Below are 23,808 nucleotides of genomic sequence, written 5' to 3' on the forward strand. Positions count from 1 at the left end.
GCCTACACCGTCCCCTCAGCGGCGCTGGTTGTAGACGTCGATGCAGACGGCGCCGAGCAGGACGAGGCCCTTGATCACCTGCTGGTAGTCGATGCCGATGCCGAGGATCGACATGCCGTTGTTCATCACGCCCATGATCAGCGCGCCGATCACCGCGCCCGTCACCTTGCCGACGCCGCCATAGGCCGAGGCGCCGCCGATGAAGCAGGCGGCGATCACGTCGAGTTCGAAGCCGAGGCCGGCCTTCGGTGTCGCGGTGTTGAGCCGGGCGGCGAAGATCAGGCCGGCGAGCGCGGCCAGCACCCCCATGTTGACGAAGGTGAAGAAGGTCAGCCGCTCGGTGCGGATGCCGGAGAGCTTGGCCGCTCGCTCGTTGCCGCCGACGGCATAGATCTGCCGGCCGAGCGTGGTGCGCGAGGTGAGGAAGGCATAGGCGGCGATCAGGATGCCCATGATCACCAGCACGTTCGGCAGGCCGCGGTGCGAGGCGATCAGGAAGGTGGCGTAGAGGATCACGCCGAACAGCACCACGTTCTTGAACACGAAGAAGCCGTGCGGCTCGGTCTCGATGCCGTGGCTGACCTGGCGGCGCCGGCCCTTCACGCTGAACCACACCAGCAGCAGCGCGATCACGCCGCCGCAGAGCAGCGACGTCGGATAGAGCGTGCCGCCGCCCGGGAAGAGCTCGGGAATGAAGCCCGACGAGAGCTTCTGGAAGGTGGTGGGGAAGGGGCCGACCGACTGGCCGCCGAGCAGGGCGAGCGACAGGCCCTTGAACACCAGCATGCCTGCGAGCGTGACGATGAAGGACGGGATCTTGAAATAGGCGACCCAGAAGCCCTGCGCCGCGCCGATCAGGCCGCCGGCGACGAGGCAGAGGATCACCGCGATCACGAAGGGCACGTCCCAGTTGACCATCATCACCGCGGCGAGCGCGCCGATGAAGCCGGCGACCGAGCCGACCGACAGGTCGATGTGGCCGGTGACGATGACCATCAGCATGCCGAGGGCCATGATCACGATGTAGCTGTTCTGCAGCACCAGGTTGGTCAGGTTCAGCGGGCGCAGCAGCGTGCCGTCCGTCATGAACTGGAAGAACAGCATGATCGCGAACAGCGACAGCAGCATGCCGTATTCGCGCAGGTTGTTCTTCAGGAAGCCGCTGTGCTTGCTCTCGGTGAGAGCGGCGGTGTTGTCGCTCATGGCGTTTCACTCCCCTTGCGCACGATCGAGCGCATGATCTTTTCCTGGGTGGCGTCGGCGCCCGAGAACTCGCCGACGAAGGCGCCCTCGTTCATGACGCAGATCCGGTCGCAGATGCCGATCAGCTCCGGCATCTCCGACGAGATCACGATCACGGCCTTGCCCGCGTCTGCCAGCTCGTTGATGATGCAGTAGATTTCGTATTTCGCGCCGATGTCGATGCCGCGCGTCGGCTCGTCGAGGATCAGGATCTCCGGGCTGGTGAACAGCCACTTCGACAGGACGACCTTCTGCTGGTTGCCGCCGGACAGCTTGCCGGTCTCCTGGTAGACGCTGGAGGAGCGGATCCGCATCCGCGCCCGGTAGTCGCCCGCCGCCTTGAGCTCGGCCACGTCGTCGAGCACGTAGTTGCGCGAGACGGCGGGAAGGTTGGACAGCGTGACATTCTTGCGGATGTCCTCGGCCAGCAGCAGGCCGAGCTGCTTGCGGTCCTCGGTGACATAGGCAAGGCCGGCGGCGATCGCCCGCCCGACCGTGGAAAGGTCGGCGACCTTGCCGCCGATCCGCGCCGTGCCGCTGATCTTCTGGCCCCAGGAGCGGCCGAACAGGCTCATGGCGAATTCGGTCCGTCCCGCCCCCATCAGGCCGGCAATGCCGACGATCTCGCCGCGGCGCACATGGAAGTCGACGTTGCGGATCACCTGCCGCTCGGGGTGCAGCGGGTGATGGACCGACCAGTTCTCCACCGCGAACACGGTCTCGCCGATGTTCGGCTCGCGTTTGGGAAAGCGGTGCTCGAGGTCGCGGTCGACCATGGAGCGGATGATCCGGTCTTCCTCCACCGCCTGGCCGCGGCAGTCCATGGAATCGACCGTCCGGCCGTCGCGCAGCACGGTGATGTGGTCGGCGACCCGGGCAATCTCGTTGAGCTTGTGCGAGATCAGGATCGAGGCGATGCCCTGCGCCTTGAACTCGAGCAGCAGGTCCAGCAGCGCCTCGCTGTCGGTCTCGTTGAGGCTGGCGGTCGGCTCGTCGAGGATCAGCAGCCGCACCTTCTTCGACAGGGCCTTGGCGATCTCGACCAGCTGCTGCTTGCCGACGCCGATGTTGGTCACCAGCGTGTCCGGATTCTCGGTGAGACCGACCTTGGCGAGCAGCGCCTGCGCGCGGGTATAGACCTCGGAGCGGTCGATCACGCCGAAGCGCGCCGGCGGATTCGACAGGAAGATGTTCTCGGCGATCGACATCAGCGGGATCAGCGCGAGTTCCTGATGGATGATGATGATGCCGAGGGCTTCGCTGTCGTTGATGCCCCGGAAGTGGCGCTCCTCGCCGTCGTAGACGATCGCGCCCTCGTAGCTGCCCTGCGGATAGACGCCGGACAGCACCTTCATCAGCGTCGACTTCCCGGCGCCGTTCTCGCCGACAAGGGCATGGATCTCGCCCGGTGCGACCTCGAAGTTGACGTCGGACAGGGCGACGACGCCGGGAAACCGCTTGGTGATGCCGCGCATTTCGAGGATGGGGGTCATGGGGGGTCTCTGGCGCCGTTGTCCCGATGTGGAGGAGGCGGCGGGCGCGGCTGCGTCCACCGTCCGTCTGGTCCGGGTCGTCGGTATCCGGAGCTCACCCCTCTCCCTGTCCCTCCCCACAAGGGGGGAGGGGACGATGAAGGCGCGAACTCCCCGACGGCTGACCTTGCGTCGAGGCGTGAGGCCGGATGAGCCGCGACGGTGCGTCTCGCGTCCCCTCCCCCTTGTGGGGGAGGGACGGGGAGAGGGGTGGACCCATCCACCCGCCTTGCCCGTCCGTGACGAGACCGCTCGCCGCAACCGGCCCCCGATCACATGATCTGGTCTTTGGTGTAGTAGCCCGAACCGATCAGGATCTCTTCCCAATTGGTCTTGTCGACCGCGACCGGCTTCAGGAGATAGGACGGCACGACCTTGACGCCGTTGTCGTAGGTCTTGGTGTCGTTCACCTCGGGCTCCTTGCCCGACATCATGGCGTCGACCATGTCGGCGGTCACCTTGGCGAGTTCGCGGGTGTCCTTGAAGATGGTCGAATACTGCTCGCCGGCGAGGATCGACTTGACCGACGGCACTTCCGCGTCCTGCCCGGAGACGACCGGCATCGGCATGTCGCCCGAGCCGTAGCCGACGCCCTTCAGCGACGACAGGATGCCGATCGACAGGCCGTCATAGGGCGAGAGCACCGCGTCGACGCGCTTGTCCGTGTAGTAGGCCGACAGGATGTTGTCCATGCGGGCCTGGGCCACCGCGCCGTCCCAGCGCAGGGTACCCACCTTGTCCATGCCGGTCTGGCCGGACTGGACCACGAGCTTGCCCTCGTCGATGAAGGGCTGCAGCACGCTCATCGCGCCGTCGTAGAAGAAGAAGGCGTTGTTGTCGTCGGGCGAGCCGCCGAACAGCTCAATGTTGAAGGGGCCCTTGCCATCCTTGAGGCCGAGTGCGTCGACCAGCGAGGTCGCCTGCAGCACGCCGACCTGGAAGTTGTCGAAGGTCGCGTAGTAGTCGACATTCGGCGAGCCCTTGATCAGGCGGTCGTAGGCGATGATCTTGATGTCCTGGCTGGCGGCCTGGGACAGCACGTCCGACAGGGTCGTGCCGTCGATCGAGGCGATCACCAGCACCTTGACGCCCTTGGTCACCATGTTCTCGATCTGCGAAAGCTGGTTCGGGATGTCGTCCTCGGCATATTGCAGGTCGGTGCCGTAGCCGCGCTCGGTCAGCACCTTGACCATGTTGTCGCCGTCGGCGATCCAGCGGGCCGAGGACTTGGTCGGCATCGAGATGCCCACGGTGCCCTTGTCCTGCGCCATCGCGGCGCCGGTGAAGGCCATCGCGCCGAGCGCGAGGGCGGCAAGTGTCGTCGTCAGGAATTTCATCGCGATTCTCTCCCTTTGATGGCGCGCCGGCGCGTGGTCGCTCCGGCATCGTTGCTACGGCAGGATCTCCCCCCTGCCGGTCCCCTTGCGTCCCGGTGCGGCGCCGCGGCGCCGTCCGGTGTTCCTGTCGGGCGCCGGCCCTCCAGCCGCCGCCGTGTCTCCCCCCTGTGTCTTCTCCGGGCCGATGGTGCGGCCGGGATGTCGCCCTCCTTCTGCGCCCCTCGCGGGCCGATGCCGTCAGCCGTCCTCGAACGGCTCGACGAAACTGTGCCGGCCGAGCATGAAGCGTCGGCCACATGGGTGAGCGGGGCGAGATCCACGTCGCTCGCGCTCTCCGCCACGAGGGCGGCAAGGCGGGCGTAGATGCCCCGGTATTCGGCGTCGGGCGCGTCAACCATCACTTCGCCGTTGACGGTCATCCGCTTGCCGCCGCCCGACAGCACCACGTTCCCAGCGTCAGTGGCGACCTGGATGTCCCAGGTCTGCGGCCCGGTCTGGCGCCAGTCGAATTCGGCGCGGATGTCGAGGCCGGCGGCATCCGTGAAGTCGAGGTTGGCCGCGATCGGCGCCGCCCGGTTGGCCGGAAAGAACAGCTCGGCGCGGTCGAGGAAGAACGGCCGCGGCAGGATGCGCGTGACGATCGACAGGGCGTTGATGCCGGGATCGAACACGCCGAAGCCGCCCGGTTCCCAGATCCACGCCTGTCCCGGATGCCAGTGGCGCACGTCCTCCTTCCAGTCGACGCGCAGGGAGCGGACCGTGGTCGTCGCCAGAAATTCGCGGGCCGGCTCGACGGCGGGCGCAAAGCGCGAATGCCAGGTGGCAAACAGCGTCACGCCTTGCGCCGCCGCCAGATCGACCATCGGGCCGATCTCCGACAGGCTCGCCCCCGGCGGCTTTTCCAGCAGCACATGCTTGCCGGCGGAAAGCGCCGCCATCGCCTGACGATACCGCCCCTGCGGCGGGGTGCAGAGCGCCACCGCGTCGAAGGCGAGACCGGAGGCGATCATCTCGTCGATGTCGCGGAAGTTGGCGACGCCCTCGAGACTGGCGTTGCGGCTGGCGACCGCCACCAGATCGATGCCCGGCGTGGTGGCGATCGCCGGCAGGTGCTGGTCGCGGGCGATCTTGCCGAGGCCGACGATCGCAAGCCGGATGGGGGCGGCGGCGGAATCCGTCATGCTACTCGGCCTCCTGCCGGACGCCGTCGACCAGACGGGCGAGGCGATAGGGATTGTCCGGCTTCACCGCGTCCGGCAGCAGCTCGGCCGGCAGGTCCTGATAGCAGACCGGCCGCAGGTAGCGGCGGATCGCCAGCGTGCCGACCGAGGTCGAGCGCGGATCGGACGTCGCCGGAAACGGGCCGCCGTGGACCATGGCGTGACAGACCTCGACGCCGGTCGGCCAGCCGTTGGCAAGAATCCGACCGGCCTTGTCCTCCAGCACGGGCAGCAGCTGGCGAGCAAGATCGTGGTCGCCGGCGTCGAGATGCAGCGTCGCGGTGAGCTGGCCCTCCAGATCGGCGGCGACCGCCAGCATCTCGGCCACATCGCGGCAGCGGACCACCAGCGAGGAGGCGCCGAACACCTCGTTGCCGAGCGCGTCATCGGCGATGAAATCCGCAGCGTCGACCGCAAACAGCGCCGGCTGGCAGGCGTTGGCAGTTGCCTCCGCACCCCGGGCAAGGGTCTCGACGCTGCCGGCGTTGCCGAGCGCCGACGTGCCGCGGTCATAGGCGTCGCGGATGCCGGGCGTCAGCATCGTCGCGGCAGGGGCCGCGCCCACGGCGGTGGCTGCGGCAGCGAGGAAGCGGTCCAGCCCCTCGCCGTCGATGGCGACGATCAGGCCGGGGTTGGTGCAGAACTGGCCGGCGCCCATGGTCAGCGAGCCGGCAAAGCCGGTGGCGATCGTCTCGGCGCGGTTGGCAAGCGCCGCCGGCAGCAGGAACACCGGGTTGATCGCGCTCATCTCCGCATAGACCGGGATCGGCACCGGGCGGCCGGCGGCGATGCGCATCAGGGCGAGGCCGCCGCCGCGCGAGCCGGTGAAGCCGACCGCCGCGATCCGCGGATCGGCGACAAGGGCGCCGCCGAGCTCGTTCGAGGGGCCGGACAGCAGCGAGAACACGCCCTCCGGCAGGCCGGCGGCGGCAACCGCGGCGACGATCGCCCGGCCGACGAGTTCGGACGTGCCCGGGTGGGCCGGATGGCCCTTCACCACCACCGGGCAACCGGCGGCGAGCGCCGAGGCGGTGTCGCCGCCCGCCACCGAGAATGCGAGCGGGAAGTTGCTGGCGCCGAACACGGCGACCGGGCCGATGGCCACATGGCGCAGGCGCAGGTCGGGCCGGGGCAGGGGCTTGCGCTCGGGCATCGCCGGATCGATCCGCGGCTCGATGAACTCGCCGCTGCGCACGAGTTTGGCAAACAGCCGCAGCTGGCCGCAGGCCGCCCGCGCTCGCCTTCGAGCCGGCCGCGGGGCAGGCCGGTCTCGGCCATGGCGCGCAGGATGAGATCGTCGCCGATCGCCTCGATCCGCGCGGCGATGTCCTCGAGGAAGGCGGCGCGCGCCTCGGGTGCCGTCTCGCGAAACACCGGGAAGGCCGCCGCGGCGAGCTTCGTCGCGATCTCGACGTCGGCGGGGCCGGCGGCCGAGAAGGCGGGCTCCAGCGGCGCGTTGGCGGCCGGGTCGAAGGCCGTGAAGGTCTCGGCGCGGCTTTCCTCGCGCGATCCGATCAGCAGGGCGCCGGTCAGGGCGGTGGCGGGCATGGTCATGAACAATTCCTCATTTGCCCCAGCGCAGCACGAGCGCATCAAGGTCTGCGGCCAGTTCGATCAGGCCGGCGCGGGTCGCCGGATGCAGCGGGGCGATGGGCGCGCGGCCGTCCTCGCAGGCGATGATACCGCCTTCCTTCATCAGCGATTTGGCGGCGAGCAGGCCGCACTGGCGGTTCTCGTAGTTGATCAGCGGCAGCCAGCGCCGGTAGGCGGCCATCGCGCCGGCCCGGTCGCCGGCGGCCCACGGATCCATGATCTGGCGGATGCCGTCCGGATAGGCGCCGCCGGTCATGGCGCCGGTGGCCCCCGCGTCGAGGTCGGCCATCAGGGTGATCGCCTCCTCGCCGTCCCAGGGGCCTTCGATCGCCTCGCCGCCGATCTCGATCAGCCGGCGCAGCTTGGCCGCCGCCATCGCGGTCTCGATCTTGAAATAGGCGACGTTCTCGATCTCCTTCGCCATCCGGGCAAGCAGCTCGGCGGGCAGCGGCGTGCCGGCGACGGGGGCATCCTGGATCATGATCGGGATCGAGATCGCGTCGGAGACGGCGCGGAAGAAGTCGAAGATCCCGGCCTCGGACACGCGGATCGTCGCCCCGTGATAGGGCGGCATCACCATCACCATCGCGGCGCCCGCCGCCTCGGCCCGGCGCGAGCGTTCGGCGCAGATGCGGGTGCCGAAATGGCTGGTGGTGACGATCACCGGCACGCGGCCGGCAACGTGCTCCAGCACGCAATGCATCACGGTCTCGCGCTCGTCGTCGGTGAGGACGAACTGCTCGGAGAAGTTGGCGAGGATGCAGATGCCGTGGGAGCCGGCGTCGATCATGAAGTCGATCGCGCGGCGCTGGCCGTCGAGGTCGAGGTCGCCGCGGGCGTCGAACACGGTCGGCGCCACGGGGAAGACGCCGCGGTAGGGTCGCTGCGCGGAAGGGGCCGTCTTTTCGGAAGGAGCGGTCATCATCCTCGGATCTCAGTGGTTGTCGCGGGGGACCGGCGAGCCGGAGCGGCCCACCAGGAAGTCGAGGTCGGCGCCCTGGTCGGCCTGCAGCACGTGGTCGATGTAGAGCCTCGTGTAGCCGCGCACGGCGGCCGGCTCGGGTGGCACCCAGGCGGCCTTGCGGGCGGCAAGCTCGGCGTCGTCGATGTGGAGATGCAGCGAGCGGGCGGGCACGTCCAGGGTGATGGTGTCGCCATTGCGCACCAGCGCCAGCGGCCCGCCGGCGGCGGCCTCGGGCGCGACGTGGAGCACCACCGTGCCGTAGGCGGTGCCGGACATGCGGGCGTCCGAGATGCGGATCATGTCGCGCACCCCTTCCCTGAGCAGCTTGGTCGGGATCGGCATGTTACCGACCTCGGCCATGCCCGGATAGCCCTTCGGACCGCAGTTCTTGAGCACCATGATGCATGATGCATCGATATCGAGGCTCTCGTCCTCGACGCCGTGGTGCATCTCCTCCACCGTCTCGAACACCACCGCCCGGCCGGTGTGGACCATCAGCTCCGGCGAGGCCGCCGACGGCTTGATCACGGCGCCGTCCGGGGCCAGGTTGCCGCGCAGGATGGCGATGCCGGCATCCGGCTTGAACGGGGCGTCGAAGGAGGTGATCACCTCGCGTTCCAGCAGGTGGCGCCGGCGACATTCTCCCAGATGCTGCGGCCGTTGACGGTCAGCGCGTCGCGGTGCAGCAGGTCGCGCTCGGCCAGCGTCTTCAGCACCACCGGCAGGCCGCCGGCATAGTAGAAGTCCTCCATCAGGAAGCGGCCCGACGGCATCAGGTCGACGAGGCAGTGCACGGCGCGGCCGAAGCGGTCGAAGTCGTCGAGGGTGAGGTCGACGCCGACCCGGCGGGCGATCGCCAGCAGGTGGACGACGGCGTTGGTGGAGCCGCCGATCGCGGCAAGCGCGCGGATCGCGTTCTCGAAGGCGGGGCGGGTCAGGATCTTCGACGGCGTCAGGTCCTCGCCGACCATCTCGACGATGCGCCGGCCGGCCATGCGGGCGAGGTGATTGCGGCGGGCGTCCGTCGCCGGGATCGCGGCGTTTTCCGGCAGGCCGAAGCCGAGGGCTTCCACCATCGACGCCATGGTCGAGGCCGTGCCCATGGTCATGCAGTGGCCGGACGAGCGGTTCATGCCCGCCTCGGCCTCGTGGAATTCGTCGATGGTGATCTCGCCGGCGCGCAGCTGCTCGCTCATCGAGATGATGTTCGTGCCCGAGCCGATGATCTGGCCGCGGTAGACGCCGCGCAGCTGCGGACCGCCGGAGACGCCGATCGCCGGCAGGTCGGCGGAGGCCGCGCCCATCATCAGCGCCGGGGTGGTCTTGTCGCAGCCCATCAGCAGCACGACGCCGTCGAGCGGATGGGCGCGGATCGCCTCTTCCACGTCCATGGCGGCCAGGTTGCGGTAGAGCATCGCGGTCGGCCGCATCGTCACCTCGCCGAGCGAGGAGACCGGGAACTCCAGCGGGAAGCCGCCGGCATCCAGCACGCCCCAGCGGACATGCTCCGCGATGGTGCGGAAATGCGAGTTGCAGGGATTGAGCTCGGACCAGGTGTTGCAGATGCCGATCACCGGCCGCCCCTCGAACTGGTCCTGCGGGAAGCCCCGGTTCTTCAGGAAGGAGCGGTAGTAGAAGCCCATCTTGTCCTGGCGTCCGAACCAGGCGGCGCTGCGCAGGGGCTTCTTGTCGGGCCCGTCTGTCATGACTGCGGTCTCTCGATGGGAGGGGCTGGGAAGAGGGTGGCCGGGGCGGCCGCGGCGCTGCTGCCGGCGGGGAAGGCGGGGCGGTAGGGATGCGGGCGTGACGGCGTGCTGCCGTGGCGGCGCAGGCCGTTGAAGATCACCTCGGTCATGGCGTCGGCCGCGCCCTGGCCGTCGCCGGCGGCGATCGCGTCGACGATGGCGCCGTGGGCCGCGAGCGTTGCCTTGCGGTCGCCGTCCTCGACCGGGGCGCTGAGCCGGAAGGAGGCGCGCAGCGCCGCCTCGATCACCGCGCCGATCGAGCGCATGAACGGATTGCCGGAAGCCGTGGCGATCTCGAGGTGGAGCGCGAGGTCGGCGTCGGCAAAGTCGGCCGAATCGGACGGGGCGGCATGCATCCGGGCGAGCCAGTCGCGAATCGCCACGACCATCTCCTCGGTGCGCCGCTCGGCGGCAAGCGCGGCGGTGCGCGGCTCCACGGCGAGGCGGATGTCGGCGAGGTCACGCATGAAGCGCTTGTCGATGCCGGCCTCCAGATGCCAGGCGAGCAGGTCCGGATCGAACATGTTCCAGGCGGCGCGCTCGCGCACCCGTGTGCCGACCTTGGCTTTCGCGGCAATCAACCCCTTGGCGGACAAGGTCTTCATGCTCTCGCGCAGCACGGTGCGCGATACGTTGAACATCGCCGACAGCTCGGCGTCCCGGGGCAGGCCGGCGCCTTCCGGATAGCGGCCGGAGATGATGTCGATCGCGAGGGTGCGGGTGACGTCGGACTGGTTGGAATGGCCGCGACCGGCCGGGATGAAGACGAGGGGGGTGGTCATTTCGGGGTCCTTGCGACGAGCCGGCCGGGGAGGCGGCCGGAGAGCCCGGACATCATCTGCTGGAAGGCGATGAAGGCGAAGAGCAGCATGCCGGTGGCGATCTTCGCCCACCAGCTGGAAAGCGTGCCGTCGAAGGTGATGTAGGTCTGGATCAGGCCCATGATGAGCAGGCCGACGAAGGTGCCGAAGATGGTGCCGGCGCCGCCGGTGAGCAGGGTGCCGCCGATCACGACGGCGGCGATGGTGTCGAGCTCCACGCCGACCGCGGCCAGCGAGTAGCCGGCGCCGGTGTAGAAGGAGAACACGATGCCCGACAGGCCGGCGAGCAGGCTGGAGAGCATGTAGACCGCGATCGTGGTCGGCCCGGTGCGCACGCCCATCAGCGTCGTCGCGCTGCGGCTGCCGCCGAGGGCGTAGACGTTGGTGCCGAAGCGGGTGAAGTGCAGCAAGAGGCCGCCGACGAGGAAGGTCGCCAGCATGATCATGGCGATGATCCGCAGCCGGCCGCCGCCGGGCAGGCGCACCGAGAAGCTGGCGATCTGCGAGTAGAGCTCCGCGTCGATCGGGATCGATTCCGTCGACATCAGGAAGGCGGCGCCGCGGGCGAGGAACATGCCGGCGAGCGTGACGATGAAGGGCGGCATCTCCAGATGGTGGATCAGCGCGCCCATCGTCGCGCCGAAGGCGGCGCAGATCGCCAGCACCAGCACGAAGGCGATGAGGGGAGGCATCCCCCAGCTGCCGATGGCGAGCGCGAGGAAGATCGTGGTGAAGCCGATCACCGAGCCGACCGACAGGTCGATGCCGCCGGAGATGATCACGAAGGTCATGCCGACCGCGAGAATGCCGAGAAAGGCGTTGTCGGTCAGGAGGTTCATGACGACGCGCGTCGAGGCGAAATTCTCGAACTGCAGCGAGCAGAACAGGAAGCCCGCGAGGAAGACGGCGGTGGTGACCGCGACGGGCAGGTGACGGCGGCTCATGACCTCGCCCTCCTCGGCGACAGGTAGGCGCGGATGTCGGCAAGGCGCGGCGACTGGATCAGCAGCACGGCGAGCACCACCATCGCCTTGACGACGAGATTGAGCTCCGGCCGGTAGCCGGACAGGAGGATGCCGGTGTTCATCGCCTGGATGATCAGCGCGCCGACGACGGCGAGCGGGATGCTGAAGCGGCCGCCGAACAGTGAGGTGCCGCCGATCACCACCGCGAGGATGGCGTCGAGCTCCAGCCACAGGCCGGCGTTGTTGGCGTCGGCGCCGCGGATGTCGGCGGCGGCAACCACGCCGGCGAGGGCGGCGCAGATGCCGCACCACACGTAGACGGCGACGGTCATCGCCGTGGTGTCGATGCCGGCAAGGCGGCTGGCGCGGGCGTTGGCGCCGGTCGCCTCGATCATCAGCCCCAGCGCGGTGCCGCGCACCAGCGCCAGGGTGACGATCAGGGCGATCGCGGTGAGCACCACCGGCATCGGCACCCCGAGCAGCGCGCCGCCGCCGAGGGCCGCCAGATCCGGCGAGGCGAAGGTGACGATCCGCCCCTCGGTGATCAGCTGGGCGATGCCGCGCCCGGCCACCATCAGGATCAGGGTCGCGACGATCGGCTGGATGCCGAAGATGGCGACGAGGAGGCCGTTCCAAAGACCGCAGACCGCACCGGCGGCCAGTGCGGCGGCAAGGCACACCCACACCGGCTGGCTGTCGGCGAGCGATGCGGCGATGGCGCCGGCGATCGCCATCACCGCGCCGACCGAAAGGTCGATGCCGCGGGTGGCGATCACCAGCACCATACCGATCGCCAGCAGGGCAACCGGGGCGCCGCGGTTGAACACGTCGATGATGCTGCCGAACAGCCGGCCGTCCTGAAGCCGGATATCGAAGAACTGCGGCGAGACCATCCAGTTGATGGCAAGAATCGCGAGGAAGGCGGCGATCTGGGCGGTGCCCGCGCGGGGGAGGCGTATCGGCATGGTGTCGCTCCTCCTCAGGCCGCCTGCGCGTCGTCGGCGATGGCCGAGACGACAGCGGGCACGGTGATCTCGTCGCCCCGGAGCCGGGCGACGTGGCGCCGGTCGCGCAGCACGATCACCTCGTCGGCGTAGGTGACGATCTCCTCGATCTCGGAGGAAATGACCAGCAGGGCGAGGCCCTCGTCGCAGAGCTTGCGGATCAGGCGGATGATCTCGGCGTGGGCGCCGACGTCGATGCCGCGGGTCGGCTCGTCGAGGATCAGCAGGCGCGGATCGGTCGCCAGCCAGCGGGCAAGCAGCACCTTCTGCTGGTTGCGCCGGAGAGGAGGCCGATCGGCCGGTCCGGATCGGCCGGGCGGATGTCGAGCAGGCGGATGAAGCGCGCGGTGATCTCGTCCTGCTCGCGGCGGGGCAGCGGCCGGGTCCAGCCGCGCCGCGCCTGGAGAGCGAGCACGATGTTCTCGCGCACGGTGAGCTCGGCGACGATGCCCTCGGTCTTGCGCTCCTCCGGGCAGAAGCCGAAGCCGTGGCGGACCGCGTCGCGCGGCGAGCCGATCCGTACCGTGGTACCGTCGACGGTGGCGGTGCCGCAGTCGGCGGCCTCGGCGCCGAAGACGAGGCGGGCGGTCTCGGTGCGTCCCGAGCCGAGCAGGCCGGCAAGACCGACCACCGTGCCGCGCCGCAGCACCAGTTCGAAGGGCTCGACATAGCGGCTGCGGCCGAAGGCGTCGAAGCGGGCCAGCGGCATCGACGTGTCGGCAGCGACGGCATCGCGCTCGGGCCGACGGGTCTCGACCTCCGCCAGTTCGCGGCCAAGCATCATGCGCACGAGTTCGAGCTTCGGCAGCCCGGCGACGGGGCGTTCGCCGACGAGGCGGCCGTTGCGCAGCACGGTGATCCGGTCGCAGATCGCATAGACCTGATCGAGGAAGTGGGTGACGAAGACGATGCCGATGCCGCGGCTCTTCAGTTCGCGCATCACCCGGAACAGGATCTCGACCTCGTGGACGTCGAGGCTGGCGGTCGGCTCGTCGAGGATCAGCACGCGGGCGGACAGGTCGACCGAGCGGGCGATGGCGCAGATGTGCTGGATCGCGACGGAATAGTCCGCCAGCGGGGCGGCGACGTCGATGTCGAGGCCGAAGCCGGCGAGAAGCGCGCGGGCATTGCGGCGCATCTCGGCGCTGCGCACGAGGCCGAAGCGGGTCGGCTGGCGGCCGAGATAGAGGTTTTCCGCGACCGACAGGTTCGGCAGGAGGTTGACCTCCTGATAGACGGTGGCGATGCCGGTGGCCACCGCCTCGGCACCGCTCTTCGGATCGATCTCGCGGCCATCCAGACGGATCGTGCCGGCGTCGCGGGCGATGATGCCCGTGGCGGCCTTGATCAGCGTCGACTTGCCCGCACCGTTCTCGCCGAGCAGGGCATGGATCTCGCCGGCCCGCAGGGTGAGATCGACCCCGTCGAGGGCGCGCTGGGCGGCGAAACTCTTGGTGAGGCCGCGGATGTCCAGAAGGGGGGGCGCATCCGCGCGGGGGGTGTCCATGGCTGCCGTCCGATCGGTCCGCACGCGGGAACAGGTGTCCGGCCGTCACCCGGAAGGAGGTCCGGGTGACGGCCGCACGGAGCGTGGCTCAGTAGCCGAGATTCTTGCGAGCCTCGTATTCGCCGGCCGGATCGTCAGCGGCGGTGTAGAGCTTCGATTCGGTCTGGATCCACTTCGGCGGCTTGGTGCCGGCGTCGCGGAAGGCGATCAGGGCGTCGAAGGCCGGGCCGGCCATGTTCGGCGTCAGCTCGACGGTGGCGTTGGCCTCGCCGTCGGCGATCGCCTTGAAGATGTCCGGAACCGCGTCGATCGACACGACGAGGATGTCGGTGCCGGGCTTGAGGCCGGCTTCCTTGATCGCCTGGATCGCGCCGACGGCCATGTCGTCGTTGTGGGCGTAGAGGGCGCAGATGTTCTTGCCGCCGTTCTCCGCCTTGATGAAACTCTCCATCACTTCCTTGCCCTTGGTGCGGGTGAAGTCGCCCGTCTGGGTGCGGATGATCTTGAGATTGGCGTGGGAAGCGATCGCCTCGTCGAAGCCCTTCTTGCGGTTGATCGCCGGCGAGGAGCCGACGGTGCCCTGAAGCTCGACGATGCTGCAGTCCTTGTCGCCGACGGTCTTGGCCAGCCACTCGCCCGCGACCCTGCCCTCGTGGACCGTGTCGGAGGTGACGGCCGTGAGGTAGAGGCTGTCATCGGCGGTGTCGATGGTGCGGTCGAGCAGGATCACCGGAATCTCGGCGTCCTTGGCTTCCTCGAGGACGTTGTCCCAGCCGGTGGCGACGACCGGCGCGATGAAGATCGCATCCACGCCCTGGGCAATGAAGGAGCGAACCGCCTTGAGCTGGTTTTCCTGCTTCTGCTGGGCGTCGGCGATCTTGAGGTCGATGCCGCGCTTTTCGGCCTCGATCTTGGTGACGGAGGTCTCCGCGGCGCGCCAGCCGGATTCGGAGCCGATCTGCGAGAAGCCGACCGTCAGGTCGGCGGCGAGCGCCGGGGCAGCGAGCACGGCGGCAAGCGCCGTCGCACAGAAGAGTGCCTTCATGGTCATGACTTTCCTCCCGTTGGCGCCGCGGCAGGGGTCTCTCTCGGACCTCTCTTGCGGCGGTGGAAGGCAAGCTAGGCGAAAGCCGCGCCGGACTCAATAGTCATACTATATGATTAGAATGATTTTTCACGGCGGTCTTCGGCGATGCTGATCCGGCTTGGCTGCTCGGCCCGCGCAAGCTACGGATGGGCAAGGCAAAAGCGGGAGAACAGCCAGATGCGCGTCTATTCGGCAGAGGAAACGGCGGCGGCACTGCCCTACCCGGCCCTCGTGGCCGGGTTGCGGGAGATCTTCGCGGCCAGGGTCGCCGCGCCGCTGCGCCACCACCACGTCATGGCGCGCCGCGGCGAGCCGGACGCGGTGCTGCTGCTGATGCCGGCCTGGCAGGGGGCGGGGCAGGGCGCAGCAGGCTTCGGCGGCGTCAAGATCGTCAACGTGACGCCCGGGAACGCCGCGCGCGCCTTGCGGCGGTGACGGCGAGCTATCTTCTTTTTCGACGAGACGACCGGCGCGCATCTGGCGCTGCTCGACGGCGGCACGCTGACCTGCCGCCGCACCGCCGCCGCCGCAGCGCTCGCCGCCGACCGGCTGGCCCGGCCGGACGCCCGCCGGCTGCTGATCGTCGGTGCCGGCCGGGTGGGCAGCGAACTCTTCGATGCGTTCCGCGCGGTGCGGCCGATCGACGAGGTGACGGTGTGGAACCCGACGCCGCGGCGGGGGTGGCCCTGGTCGAGGCCCTGCGTGGACGCGGAGTTGCGGCCCAGTTCACCGAAGACCTGGAGACGGCCGTGGCCGGGGCCGACATCCTCTCCTGCGCCACGCTGGCCGAAACCCCGGTGATCCGCGGCGAGTGGCTGCGACCGGGCCAGCATCTCGACCTGATCGGCTCCTTCACGCCTCAGATGCGCGAGGCCGACGACGCGGCGATCGCCCGCAGCACGGTCTACATCGACACGGAGGCGGCGCTGGCCGAATCCGGCGACCTGATCGCGCCGATCGCGGCCCGCGTACTCGGCAAGGACGACATTGCCGGCACGCTCTACGATCTCTGCGCCGGCCGGGGCGGGCGACGCTCGGCCGGGGAGATCACCCTGTTCAAGGGGGTCGGCGTCGCGGTCGAGGATCTCGCCGCGGCCATGGTCGCCTGGCGGGCGGCCCCCCCCCCCGGCGCCTGACACCCGGTGTGTGACGCCCGTGACGTCACGGCTCAGTCGTCGATGACCAGCGTTTCCACCGACATGATCATCGGCAGGTGCTGCGCGATCAGGCGCCAGTTGTCGCCCTCGTCGGCGCTGGCAAACAGCGCCCCCGAGTTCGAGCCGAAATAGACCCCGGCCGGGTCCAGCCGGTCGGTGGCGAGCGCCTGACGCAGCACGCAGAGATAGGCGTGGTCCTGGGGCAGGCCGCAGCGCAGGTCGGTCCAGGTGGCCCCGGCGTCGCGGCTGCGCCAGACCGCGGCCTTGGCGTCCGGCATGAACCGGCCGTCGACGTCGCCGTTGAGCGGCACGAGATAGACCGTCTGCGGATCGCGCGGATGAACGGCGACCGGAAAGCCGAAGCTCGACGGCAGGCCGGCCTCGATGCTGTCCCAGCCGGCGCCGCCGTCGTCGGAGCGGTACATGCCGCAATGGTTCTGCTGGTAGAGCCGGCCGCCGCTGCCGGGCGCGCGCACGACGCTGTGGACGCACTGGCCGTGCTCCGGATAGCGCTGGTCCTCCGGATTGAAATCGCAGCGGGTGCCCCGGTTGCGGGCGGTGAAGCTGCGGCCGCCGTCGGCGGTGTGAAACACGCCCGCAACCGAGATGCCGACGTGAAGGCTGTCCGGATCGTCCGGGTCGGGCACCAGCGAATGCAGGATCAGCCCGCCGCCGCCGCCCTGCCACTCGGGTCGGCTCGGATGGTCGCGCAGCCCCGCGACATGGGTGAAGGTCTCGCCGCCATCGTCGCTGACGAACAGGCCGGCCGGCTCGACGCCGGCGTAGAGGCGGCCATGGGCGGCGGCCAGGCTCCACACCGACTTGATCGCCGGCTCGCCCTCGCCATAGGCGATGCCGTCGCCGGAATGCGTCCACGTCGCGCCGAGATCGCGCGAGGTCCACACCGCCGCGCCGGTCCAGCCGTTGCCGCCGCCGGCATGGATCGCGCCGGTGGCCGGATCGGCGACGACGTGATGGATCGGCCATGTGTCGCAGAAGGGGCCGCGGGTCGTCCAGTCGCGCCGCGCCGCATCGCTTTCGAGGATGAAGGCGCCCTTGTTGGTGCCGAGGAGAACGAGAACCTTCGTCGCCATCCGCTTTTCTCCGCTGCGAATCTGGTCTGGATTGGGCTCGCCGATGCCTGCTCTGACGACGACAGATCGGGCGCTGTGTCAGTCGGTGCAAATGGGTCGCGCGCCTCGAGCGGGTCTGCCGGACGCGTCAGCAATAAAGAGTTGATATCAACATGAATGCGACATGTCAAATTCCGGATGACCCATCGGCGTGAACGTGCGTGGGCACGAACACGGGCCAGACGCTGTGTGGGAATGAGACGCGCGTGATCTGATTCGAGTTCGCGACGCCGGCATGATGCGCAGAGCCATCGCACGCGCGTGTCGCGGGCCGGTGCATGGCGAGGGGACCTCGGTGTCACTTCGCCCATAAGCGTGGATCCCGAGAGCGGCTTTTCCCGATTTTCGTTCTCCATTTAGCCCTGTACGCGCGACTCATTTTGCTCATAAGGGTCGAAAAACCGACCATTCTTGCGCGTTAGTTCGACAGCGACATCCATCGCCCCGGCTCCGCCCAGGACCGCCGCCGAAAGAGAGGCCTGCGATCTTTATGTTCCGCCGCGTTTGTAGCCTCTTTTCGACCCCGCAGGATCTACGGTGGTCTGGGGACGGCGCGGAGACTTCTGTTCGGCCTTCCGTTCACAATGCGCAGCGTGCAGGCGAGCCCTGCGGCGGTATCGAAGCCCGTGAGCTTGGCGGTAGCGAGGAGGCTGGCGATGATCGCCCGGGTGCGACGCCCCCGTCGGATCCGGCGGAGAGGCGGTTCCTGCTGGGCAGGGATTGGGGAATCATCTGAGCCGGAAACGCGTCATGCCATTCGAAGGAACGGCGGCCTAACCGGCGTCCTGCTGGGCCGGCCGTCGATCTGACCTCACGCATCCAGAGCGCGGCGTTGCCGATGAGCGCTGCCGCTTGCAAGAGGTAAGTTTCGAGTTTCGCGCGCCTCACTGCGCCCTGGAGGCAGGTGTCTCGCTTCCAGCCCAATCGCTACCAAGATGCTGCTGTGGAGGATCACCGTCATTGGCGTTGGCCAGCAGCGTTCGAGGAAATGCAGTAGCCGGAAAAGAATCCCGCATGGATCGGCAACACTCGACAGCCTACTAGATGCGAACACTGCAGAATAGCTTGCCATACCGCGCCCAAGCCAACCTTCGCTCCGCATCCAAGCCATCGACGTGGGCGGATACGAACAGCGGACGATGACGAAGAGAACATGGACCGGCGAGCATGGATCGCCGATCTTCTCGCGAGCTACGATGCCTTGCGAAACGGACTTCAAAAGTCCGGCAACCGAGGTGCCTCCGCATGATCGTCCTTACCGCTCCGACCGGAACCATCGGCCGCCAGTTGGCGGTGCGTCTTGTCGATTCGAGCGAACGGGTCCGTATCATCGTCCGTGACCCGGCGCGTCTCGATCCGGCCGTGCGTGCGTCGGTCGAGGTCGTCGTCGGCTCGCATGGCGATCCGGCGGTGGTCGGCTACGCCTTCGAGGGCGCCGAGGCCGTGTTCTGGCTGCTCCCCCCGAACGTCACGGCGACGAGCCTGGAGGCGGCCTATGTCGACTTCTCCCGTCCGGCGGCGGAGGCGATCGTCCGTCACGGCGTCGGCCACGTGGTGTCGATCTCGGCGCTCGGCCGGAACACACCCTGGGAGCGGCGGGCGGGCCTCGTCACTGCGTCGCTCGACATGGACGACCTGCTCGCGGCGACCGGGACCGCCTTTCGGGCACTGACGATGCCCTCCTTCATGGACAACATGCTCCGGCAAGCCCCGGCGATCCGCGAGGGCTACTTTTCCTGGCCGGACGACGGCAACGCCCGCCGGCCGACCGCCGCCACCGCCGACATCGCCAAGGCGGCATGCGACCTGCTCCTCGACCGGTCCTGGGGCGGCCGGGGCGACCGGGCCGTGCTCGGACCGGAGGATCTCTCTCCGACGGACCAGGCCCGCATCCTGTCGGAGGTGCTCGGACGCCCGATCGCCTTTCGTCCGGTCACCGTCGCAGACTACGCGGGGGCCATGGCGCGACGCGGCGCATCCGCGGCCTTCGTCGAAGGCTATGCGGCGATGATGACGGCCAAGGCGGAAGGGATGGACAACGTCGTCGCCCGGACGCCGGAGAACACGACGCGCACCAGCTTCCGGGCGTGGTGCGAGGCGGCGGTCGCAAGGGGTGCCCTGGCGTGATCCTGTCCGGCCGCCGGCTTGGCGCTCCGGTGCATGGAGTCCGTCGGTTCGCCGCCATCGGCATCCTGAGGACGATTGCCAAGATTTCAGAGACGGCCGCGTATGGATGATCGCCCGCCTCCCTCCCTAGGATCCACGTGGGGCTGAGAGGAGGCAGGATGCAGTCCGATCGAAACAACGGAGACAGGGTCACGACCCGCCGGACCGGGGCCGGCTGGCCCAAGACGGCGGCCTTGGCGACGTTGGTTGCCGCGACGATACCCGCTGCGGCGCTCGCACAGGACGCCGACGGAGAACGGTTGTTCGGGCAACGCTGCGGCGCCTGCCACACGCTCGACGGCGCGGCCCGCAAGCCAGGTCCGAGCCTTGCCGGGGTTGCCGACCGACCGGCAGGAAGCGTGCCGGGATTCCGTTTCTCGGAGGCGCTGCGGAGCTCCGGCTTGGTGTGGGATCGGGCGACGCTCGATGCTTTCCTCGCGGATCCGCGCCGCCTCGTGCCCGGAACCTTGATGACCGTGCGGATCACGGACGAGGGCCAGCGCCGGGCGCTGATCGCCTTCATCACCCGGCAGCGCTGAATGCCCCGGCAGCTAGCGCGGCCGGCGGAATGCGCCCGGTCGCGGCGCATCCCTACCGCGTCGCGCCCGCTACGGTTCCCTCAACCTTCCCAAGACATCTCAGGAGAATGGAATGCCTGCCTTCATCCTCAACGGGCGGAGCGTCGACGTCGACGCCGAGCCGGATACGCCGCTCCTCTGGATCATCCGCGAACATCTCAAGCTCACCGGCACCAAGTTCGGCTGCGGCATGGCGCAATGCGGGGCCTGCACGGTCCACGTCGACGGCGAGGCCGTGCGGTCCTGCGTCACCGCCGTCGCGGACGTGGACGGGCGCGCGGTGACCACGATCGAGGGGCTCTCGCCGGACGGGACTCATCCGCTGCAACGCGCCTGGATCGAGGAGCAGGTTCCGCAATGCGGCTACTGCCAGTCCGGGCAGATCATGCAGGCCGCCGCTCTTCTCGCCACCACACCCAGCCCGAGCCGGCAGGAGATCGTCGACGCCATGGACGGGAACATCTGCCGTTGCGGCACCTACGCCGGAATCATCGCCGCCATCGAGCGTGCGTCCAGGGAGGCCTGATCATGAATGGACCGCACGTCCGGACTTCGGTGCTCTCGCGCCGATCCTTTCTCGTCTCGGCCGGCGGCCTGACCGTCGCCATCGCCCTCCTTCCCCACGCGGGTCACGCGGCCGTGCCGGCGGACCTTCCGACCGGGCCCTTCAGGCCGAACGCCTGGGTGGCCATCGCGGCCGACGGCGCGGTCAGCATCATCTCGCCGGCGGCGGAGATGGGGCAGGGCGTCATGACCACGCTTCCGCTCGTCCTCGCCGACGAGATGGATGCCGATTGGGACCAGGTGCGGGTCGTCCAGGCGCCGTCGGACGCAGAGAACTTCGGCAACCCGGGCTTCTACGGGATCCAGCTCACGGGCGGCAGCGAGGCGGTCCGCGGCTACTGGGACACGCTGCGGCTGATCGGCGCCCAGACACGCATGGTGTTGATCGCCGGTGCCGCCGCGGTGCTCGATGCTCCTGCGGACGAACTGACCACCGAACCCGGCCGCGTCCTGCATCCGCGCTCCGGACGATCGCTCGGCTATGGCGAGATCGCGGCCTCGGGAGCGCTTCCGGCACCCCTGCCCGAGGCGACCGACGCCGACCTGAAGCCCGCCGAGCGGTGGCGCTACATCGGTCGGCGCGACATCGGCCGGATCGACGTCCCCGCCAAGGTTCGTGGCGCCGCCGTGTTCGGGATCGACGTCCAACTGCCAGGGATGCTCTACGGCGCGGTGCTGCGGGCGCGGTCCCGGGGGATCGGCCGGCGGTCGTGGACGACACGGAGGCCGGGGCCGTCGCGGGCCTGGTGAAGATCGTGACGCTGCCCTACGGCGTCGGCGTGATCGGCACGACGGTGGAGGCGACCCGGCGCGCCAAGGACCTCCTGAAGGTGTCCTGGTACGGCAGTTCGAAGGCATCCTCCTACACGAGCGCGGAACGGCTCGACGCCTACACCGCGCTGGCGCGCAACGCGGATCGGACGGGCGTCGCGATGCGCTCGACGGGCGATGCCATGGCGGCGATCGCCGGTGCGGACCGGGTGATCGAAGCGACTACCGCAGCGATCTCGTCCACCACGCGGCCATGGAGCCGATGAACGCGACCGCCCGGATCGCCGGCGGCCGGGTGGAGATCTGGGCACCGACCCAGGGGCCGACGGGGCACCAGCAGGTCGCCGCGGCCCTCGCGGGCGTCGATCCCGCCGACGTGGACGTCCATACCCTGCTTCTCGGCGGTGGCTTCGGCCGCAAGGCGGAGATGGATTTCGTGGAGGACGCCGTCCGGCTGGCCGGCGAGAGCGGAGGGCGGCCCGTCAAGGTGATCTGGAGCCGGGAGGACGACGTCCGCCACGGCAAGTACCGGCCGCTCGAAGCCCAATCGATCCGAATCGGGCTCGACTCGGCCGGACGCATCGTCGGCTGGCGGCACCGGGTGGTGGCCGATTCCATCTTCGCCCGCACGCTGCCGGAGATGTTCGCGGCCGACGGCGGCAAGGACGACGTCATCACCGAAGGCTCCGACCTGAGATACGCGGTTCCCGCTCACCTCGTGGAGTATCTGCGGCAGGACGACGGTCAGCCCGTCGGTTTCTGGCGCGGCGTCGGCGCGGGCTACGTCAAGTTCGCCGTGGAGTGTGCCCTCGACGAGGTGGCGGCGGCCCGGGGGCTCGATCCGGTCGCCCTTCGGCTCGATCTCCTGGCGGCGGAGCCGCGCGCCCGCGAGGTCGTCCGCCGGGTCGCCGAGATGGCCGAATGGGACCGGCCGCGTGAGGGGCGAGCCCTCGGGATCGCCTACTCCGACACGTTCGGCTCGCATTGCGCCGAAGTGGCCGAAGTGTCGCTCGACCGCGAGAGCGGGGAGATCCGGGTTCACAGGGTCTGGTGCGCGGTGGATCCCGGCATCGCCATCCAGCCGCGCAACATCGAAGCCCAGGTCGTGGGGGCCGTCATCGGCGGCATCAGCCATGCGCTCTACGAGCGCATCACCGTCGTGAATGGCGAGGTCCAGGAGAGGAACTTCGACACCTACCGGGTCCTGAGGATGTCGGAGGCTCCACCGGTCGAGGTGGCCGTGATCGAGACGCCGGGGAGCCGGCCCGGCGGCATCGGCGAAGTCGGCCTGCCACCCATCGCGCCCGCGATCGCCAATGCCGTCGCCCGTCTGACGGGAGGCGTGCGGCTGCGCCACCTGCCCTTCCTCCCCGAAAGGGTCGTCGCCGCGCTGCAAGTCTGACGATGCCCGCGCGGGCCGCGCCGTGACGGTGTCACGGCGCGGCCTTTCCGGTCGTTGGACCGGCCGTCCGACGGTGCGGATCACCGGTGCCTCGACCGAGGTTCCCCGCCCTCCGGCTCGGCGTCATTCGCCGGCCAAGGGGAGCAGCCCGGACGGCATGGAGCGGCCGTTCGGGTGGACCTACCCGCGTGGATCCGCACGGACCGCGGCCCTGACCGAGCGCGCATCGGAGGCCGCCGTCCCCATCCTGCGGCAATGCTCCCGAGGCGAGCATCCGATCACCCGCTTGAAGGCGGTGCTGAAGGCGCTCTCGGACTCGTAGCCGAGCGAGAGTGCGATGGCGGTCAACGGCTCGTCGGTGTTGGACAGGCGGTCCGCGGCGAGCAGCATGCGCCAGCGGGCGATGTAGTCCATCGGAGTTTCGCCGACCGTCTCGCGGAAGCGGAGTGCGAAGGTCGAGCGGGACATGCCCGCGGTCGCCGCCAGGTCCTGGAGCGCCCACCGTCGGGCAGGGTCGGCGTGGATGGCGGCGAGCGCCCGGCTCATCTGACCGTTGGCCAGGGCTGCCAGCCAGCCGACCCTGGTCGGGGTCCCTTCCCGGAGGTGGAGCCGGAGTGCCTGGACCAGCATCATGTGGGCGAGGTGCTGGGCGATCAGGTCGCGCCGGGCTGTCCCTCGTGGAGTTCGCGCATCATCTGCTCCACCGTCCAGCGAAGCGCCGCCTGCTCCATCTCGGAACCGAGACGGATGATCGGGGGCAGCAGCCGGAGCAGCACCGCGGCATGATGCCCGGCGACCTCGAAGCGGCTGCCGGCGAGGAACACGCCGCCGCCGCCGTTGACGGTCACGGTTCCGCCGTTGCGGGCCGGCGGGAAGACCGTCTTGGCCTCGACCGGCGGCAGACCGGGGTCGCTCGCCAGCACGAAGGGGCGGCCGCTCGGAAGGACGAAGCAATCGCCCGCCGACAGCCAGACCGGGTCGGGGACGTCATCCACGACGAGCCAGCACCCGCCGCTGACG

15 protein-coding genes and 6 pseudogenes are annotated in these 23,808 nt (G+C 69.3%); 7 read left to right on the forward strand and 14 right to left on the reverse strand.

The genetic code is table 11. The annotated features are described in order from the left end of the window. Positions 1 to 15 precede the first annotated feature (15 nt). From mmsB to ytfQ, 12 genes and pseudogenes are all read right to left on the reverse strand, one after another. The gene (mmsB, locus tag A6302_RS04415) at positions 16 to 1,203 is read right to left on the reverse strand and encodes a multiple monosaccharide ABC transporter permease (RefSeq protein ID WP_069306035.1); all 1,188 of its coding nucleotides are present in this window, start codon (positions 1,201 to 1,203) and stop codon (positions 16 to 18) included. Beyond that, positions 1,200 to 2,735 carry a multiple monosaccharide ABC transporter ATP-binding protein gene (gene mmsA, locus A6302_RS04420; protein WP_069306036.1) on the reverse strand — a complete coding sequence of 512 codons (1,536 nt, stop codon included), beginning with the start codon at positions 2,733 to 2,735 and terminating at the stop codon, positions 1,200 to 1,202. The genes mmsB and mmsA overlap by 4 nt, the downstream gene beginning before the upstream one ends. A 311-nt stretch (positions 2,736 to 3,046) precedes the next feature. Continuing rightward, entirely contained in the window at positions 3,047 to 4,111 is a 1,065-nt protein-coding gene (gene chvE, locus A6302_RS04425; protein ID WP_069306037.1) for a multiple monosaccharide ABC transporter substrate-binding protein, read from the reverse strand. Between the two features lie 237 nt (positions 4,112 to 4,348). Continuing rightward, positions 4,349 to 5,292, reverse strand: a pseudogene (locus A6302_RS04430) (Gfo/Idh/MocA family protein). A gap of 1 nt (position 5,293) precedes the next feature. Further along, positions 5,294 to 6,879: pseudogene (locus A6302_RS04435) on the reverse strand (aldehyde dehydrogenase (NADP(+))). Between the two features lie 16 nt (positions 6,880 to 6,895). After that, on the reverse strand, positions 6,896 to 7,846 hold the full coding sequence (locus tag A6302_RS04440; RefSeq protein ID WP_069306047.1) for a dihydrodipicolinate synthase family protein: 951 nt from the start codon (positions 7,844 to 7,846) through the stop codon (positions 6,896 to 6,898). Between the two features lie 12 nt (positions 7,847 to 7,858). Further along, positions 7,859 to 9,594, reverse strand: a pseudogene (locus A6302_RS04445) (IlvD/Edd family dehydratase). After that, entirely contained in the window at positions 9,591 to 10,415 is an 825-nt protein-coding gene (locus tag A6302_RS04450; protein WP_069306038.1) for a FadR/GntR family transcriptional regulator, read from the reverse strand. Before A6302_RS04450 ends, A6302_RS04445 begins: the two are co-directional and overlap by 4 nt. Continuing rightward, positions 10,412 to 11,398, reverse strand: a complete 987-nt coding sequence (gene yjfF, locus A6302_RS04455; protein ID WP_069306039.1) for a galactofuranose ABC transporter, permease protein YjfF — start codon at positions 11,396 to 11,398, stop codon at positions 10,412 to 10,414. The genes A6302_RS04450 and yjfF overlap by 4 nt, the downstream gene beginning before the upstream one ends. Further along, positions 11,395 to 12,384, reverse strand: coding sequence for an ABC transporter permease (locus tag A6302_RS04460; protein ID WP_069306040.1), 990 nt, complete (start codon positions 12,382 to 12,384; stop codon positions 11,395 to 11,397). Before A6302_RS04460 ends, yjfF begins: the two co-directional genes overlap by 4 nt. Positions 12,385 to 12,398: 14 nt before the next feature. After that, positions 12,399 to 13,930: pseudogene (locus tag A6302_RS04465) on the reverse strand (sugar ABC transporter ATP-binding protein). Positions 13,931 to 14,018: 88 nt separating this feature from the next. Continuing rightward, positions 14,019 to 14,981: a galactofuranose ABC transporter, galactofuranose-binding protein YtfQ gene (ytfQ, locus tag A6302_RS04470; RefSeq protein ID WP_069306041.1), complete on the reverse strand. Its 963-nt coding sequence runs from the start codon at positions 14,979 to 14,981 to the stop codon at positions 14,019 to 14,021. 213 nt (positions 14,982 to 15,194) lie between these two features. Between ytfQ and lhpI the strand changes: the two are divergent. Next, a pseudogene (gene lhpI / locus A6302_RS04475) lies at positions 15,195 to 16,153 on the forward strand (bifunctional Delta(1)-pyrroline-2-carboxylate/Delta(1)-piperideine-2-carboxylate reductase). A gap of 32 nt (positions 16,154 to 16,185) precedes the next feature. Here the strand turns inward: lhpI and A6302_RS04480 are convergent. Then, the gene (locus A6302_RS04480) at positions 16,186 to 17,268 is read right to left on the reverse strand and encodes a WD40/YVTN/BNR-like repeat-containing protein (RefSeq protein ID WP_069306042.1); all 1,083 of its coding nucleotides are present in this window, start codon (positions 17,266 to 17,268) and stop codon (positions 16,186 to 16,188) included. Between the two features lie 1,284 nt (positions 17,269 to 18,552). Between A6302_RS04480 and A6302_RS04485 the strand changes: the two genes are divergently transcribed. The 6 genes from A6302_RS04485 to A6302_RS24090 all read left to right on the forward strand — a co-directional run bounded on the left by A6302_RS04485 (position 18,553) and on the right by A6302_RS24090 (position 22,788). Further along, a complete protein-coding gene (locus A6302_RS04485; protein ID WP_069306043.1) occupies positions 18,553 to 19,434 on the forward strand; it encodes an NAD(P)H-binding protein in 882 nt (293 codons plus the stop codon). Between the two features lie 158 nt (positions 19,435 to 19,592). After that, entirely contained in the window at positions 19,593 to 20,012 is a 420-nt protein-coding gene (locus tag A6302_RS04490) for a c-type cytochrome (protein WP_083255519.1), read from the forward strand. 112 nt (positions 20,013 to 20,124) lie between these two features. Further along, positions 20,125 to 20,577 (forward strand): (2Fe-2S)-binding protein, encoded by a 453-nt coding sequence (locus A6302_RS04495; protein ID WP_069306044.1) that lies wholly within the window; start codon positions 20,125 to 20,127, stop codon positions 20,575 to 20,577. A gap of 158 nt (positions 20,578 to 20,735) precedes the next feature. Beyond that, complete coding sequence (locus A6302_RS24080) at positions 20,736 to 21,365, forward strand: molybdopterin cofactor-binding domain-containing protein (RefSeq protein WP_245293915.1); 630 nt, start codon at positions 20,736 to 20,738, stop codon at positions 21,363 to 21,365. After that, positions 21,326 to 21,652: a hypothetical protein gene (locus A6302_RS24085; protein ID WP_245293916.1), complete on the forward strand. Its 327-nt coding sequence runs from the start codon at positions 21,326 to 21,328 to the stop codon at positions 21,650 to 21,652. The genes A6302_RS24080 and A6302_RS24085 overlap by 40 nt, the downstream gene beginning before the upstream one ends. Further along, positions 21,649 to 22,788, forward strand: a complete 1,140-nt coding sequence (locus A6302_RS24090; RefSeq protein ID WP_245293917.1) for a xanthine dehydrogenase family protein molybdopterin-binding subunit — start codon at positions 21,649 to 21,651, stop codon at positions 22,786 to 22,788. Before A6302_RS24085 ends, A6302_RS24090 begins: the two co-directional genes overlap by 4 nt. 180 nt (positions 22,789 to 22,968) lie before the next feature. On the opposite strand, the pseudogene A6302_RS21035 reads toward A6302_RS24090, so the two are convergent. Continuing rightward, positions 22,969 to 23,808, reverse strand: a pseudogene (locus A6302_RS21035) (helix-turn-helix transcriptional regulator); the annotation flags it as partial.

Source organism: Methylobrevis pamukkalensis, assembly GCF_001720135.1.
Lineage (GTDB): Bacteria > Pseudomonadota > Alphaproteobacteria > Rhizobiales > Pleomorphomonadaceae > Methylobrevis > Methylobrevis pamukkalensis.

Coding starts and splice junctions, on each gene's coding strand:
- A6302_RS04450 (WP_069306038.1), bottom strand. CDS start 10,415: ATGACCACCCCCCTCGTCTTCATCCCGGCCGGTCGCGGCCATTCCAAC.
- A6302_RS04495 (WP_069306044.1), top strand. CDS start 20,125: ATGCCTGCCTTCATCCTCAACGGGCGGAGCGTCGACGTCGACGCCGAG.
- mmsA (WP_069306036.1), bottom strand. CDS start 2,735: ATGACCCCCATCCTCGAAATGCGCGGCATCACCAAGCGGTTTCCCGGC.
- ytfQ (WP_069306041.1), bottom strand. CDS start 14,981: ATGACCATGAAGGCACTCTTCTGTGCGACGGCGCTTGCCGCCGTGCTC.
- A6302_RS04460 (WP_069306040.1), bottom strand. CDS start 12,384: ATGCCGATACGCCTCCCCCGCGCGGGCACCGCCCAGATCGCCGCCTTC.
- A6302_RS04485 (WP_069306043.1), top strand. CDS start 18,553: ATGATCGTCCTTACCGCTCCGACCGGAACCATCGGCCGCCAGTTGGCG.
- A6302_RS04440 (WP_069306047.1), bottom strand. CDS start 7,846: ATGACCGCTCCTTCCGAAAAGACGGCCCCTTCCGCGCAGCGACCCTAC.
- mmsB (WP_069306035.1), bottom strand. CDS start 1,203: ATGAGCGACAACACCGCCGCTCTCACCGAGAGCAAGCACAGCGGCTTC.
- A6302_RS24090 (WP_245293917.1), top strand. CDS start 21,649: ATGAACGCGACCGCCCGGATCGCCGGCGGCCGGGTGGAGATCTGGGCA.
- chvE (WP_069306037.1), bottom strand. CDS start 4,111: ATGAAATTCCTGACGACGACACTTGCCGCCCTCGCGCTCGGCGCGATG.
- A6302_RS04490 (WP_083255519.1), top strand. CDS start 19,593: ATGCAGTCCGATCGAAACAACGGAGACAGGGTCACGACCCGCCGGACC.
- yjfF (WP_069306039.1), bottom strand. CDS start 11,398: ATGAGCCGCCGTCACCTGCCCGTCGCGGTCACCACCGCCGTCTTCCTC.
- A6302_RS04480 (WP_069306042.1), bottom strand. CDS start 17,268: ATGGCGACGAAGGTTCTCGTTCTCCTCGGCACCAACAAGGGCGCCTTC.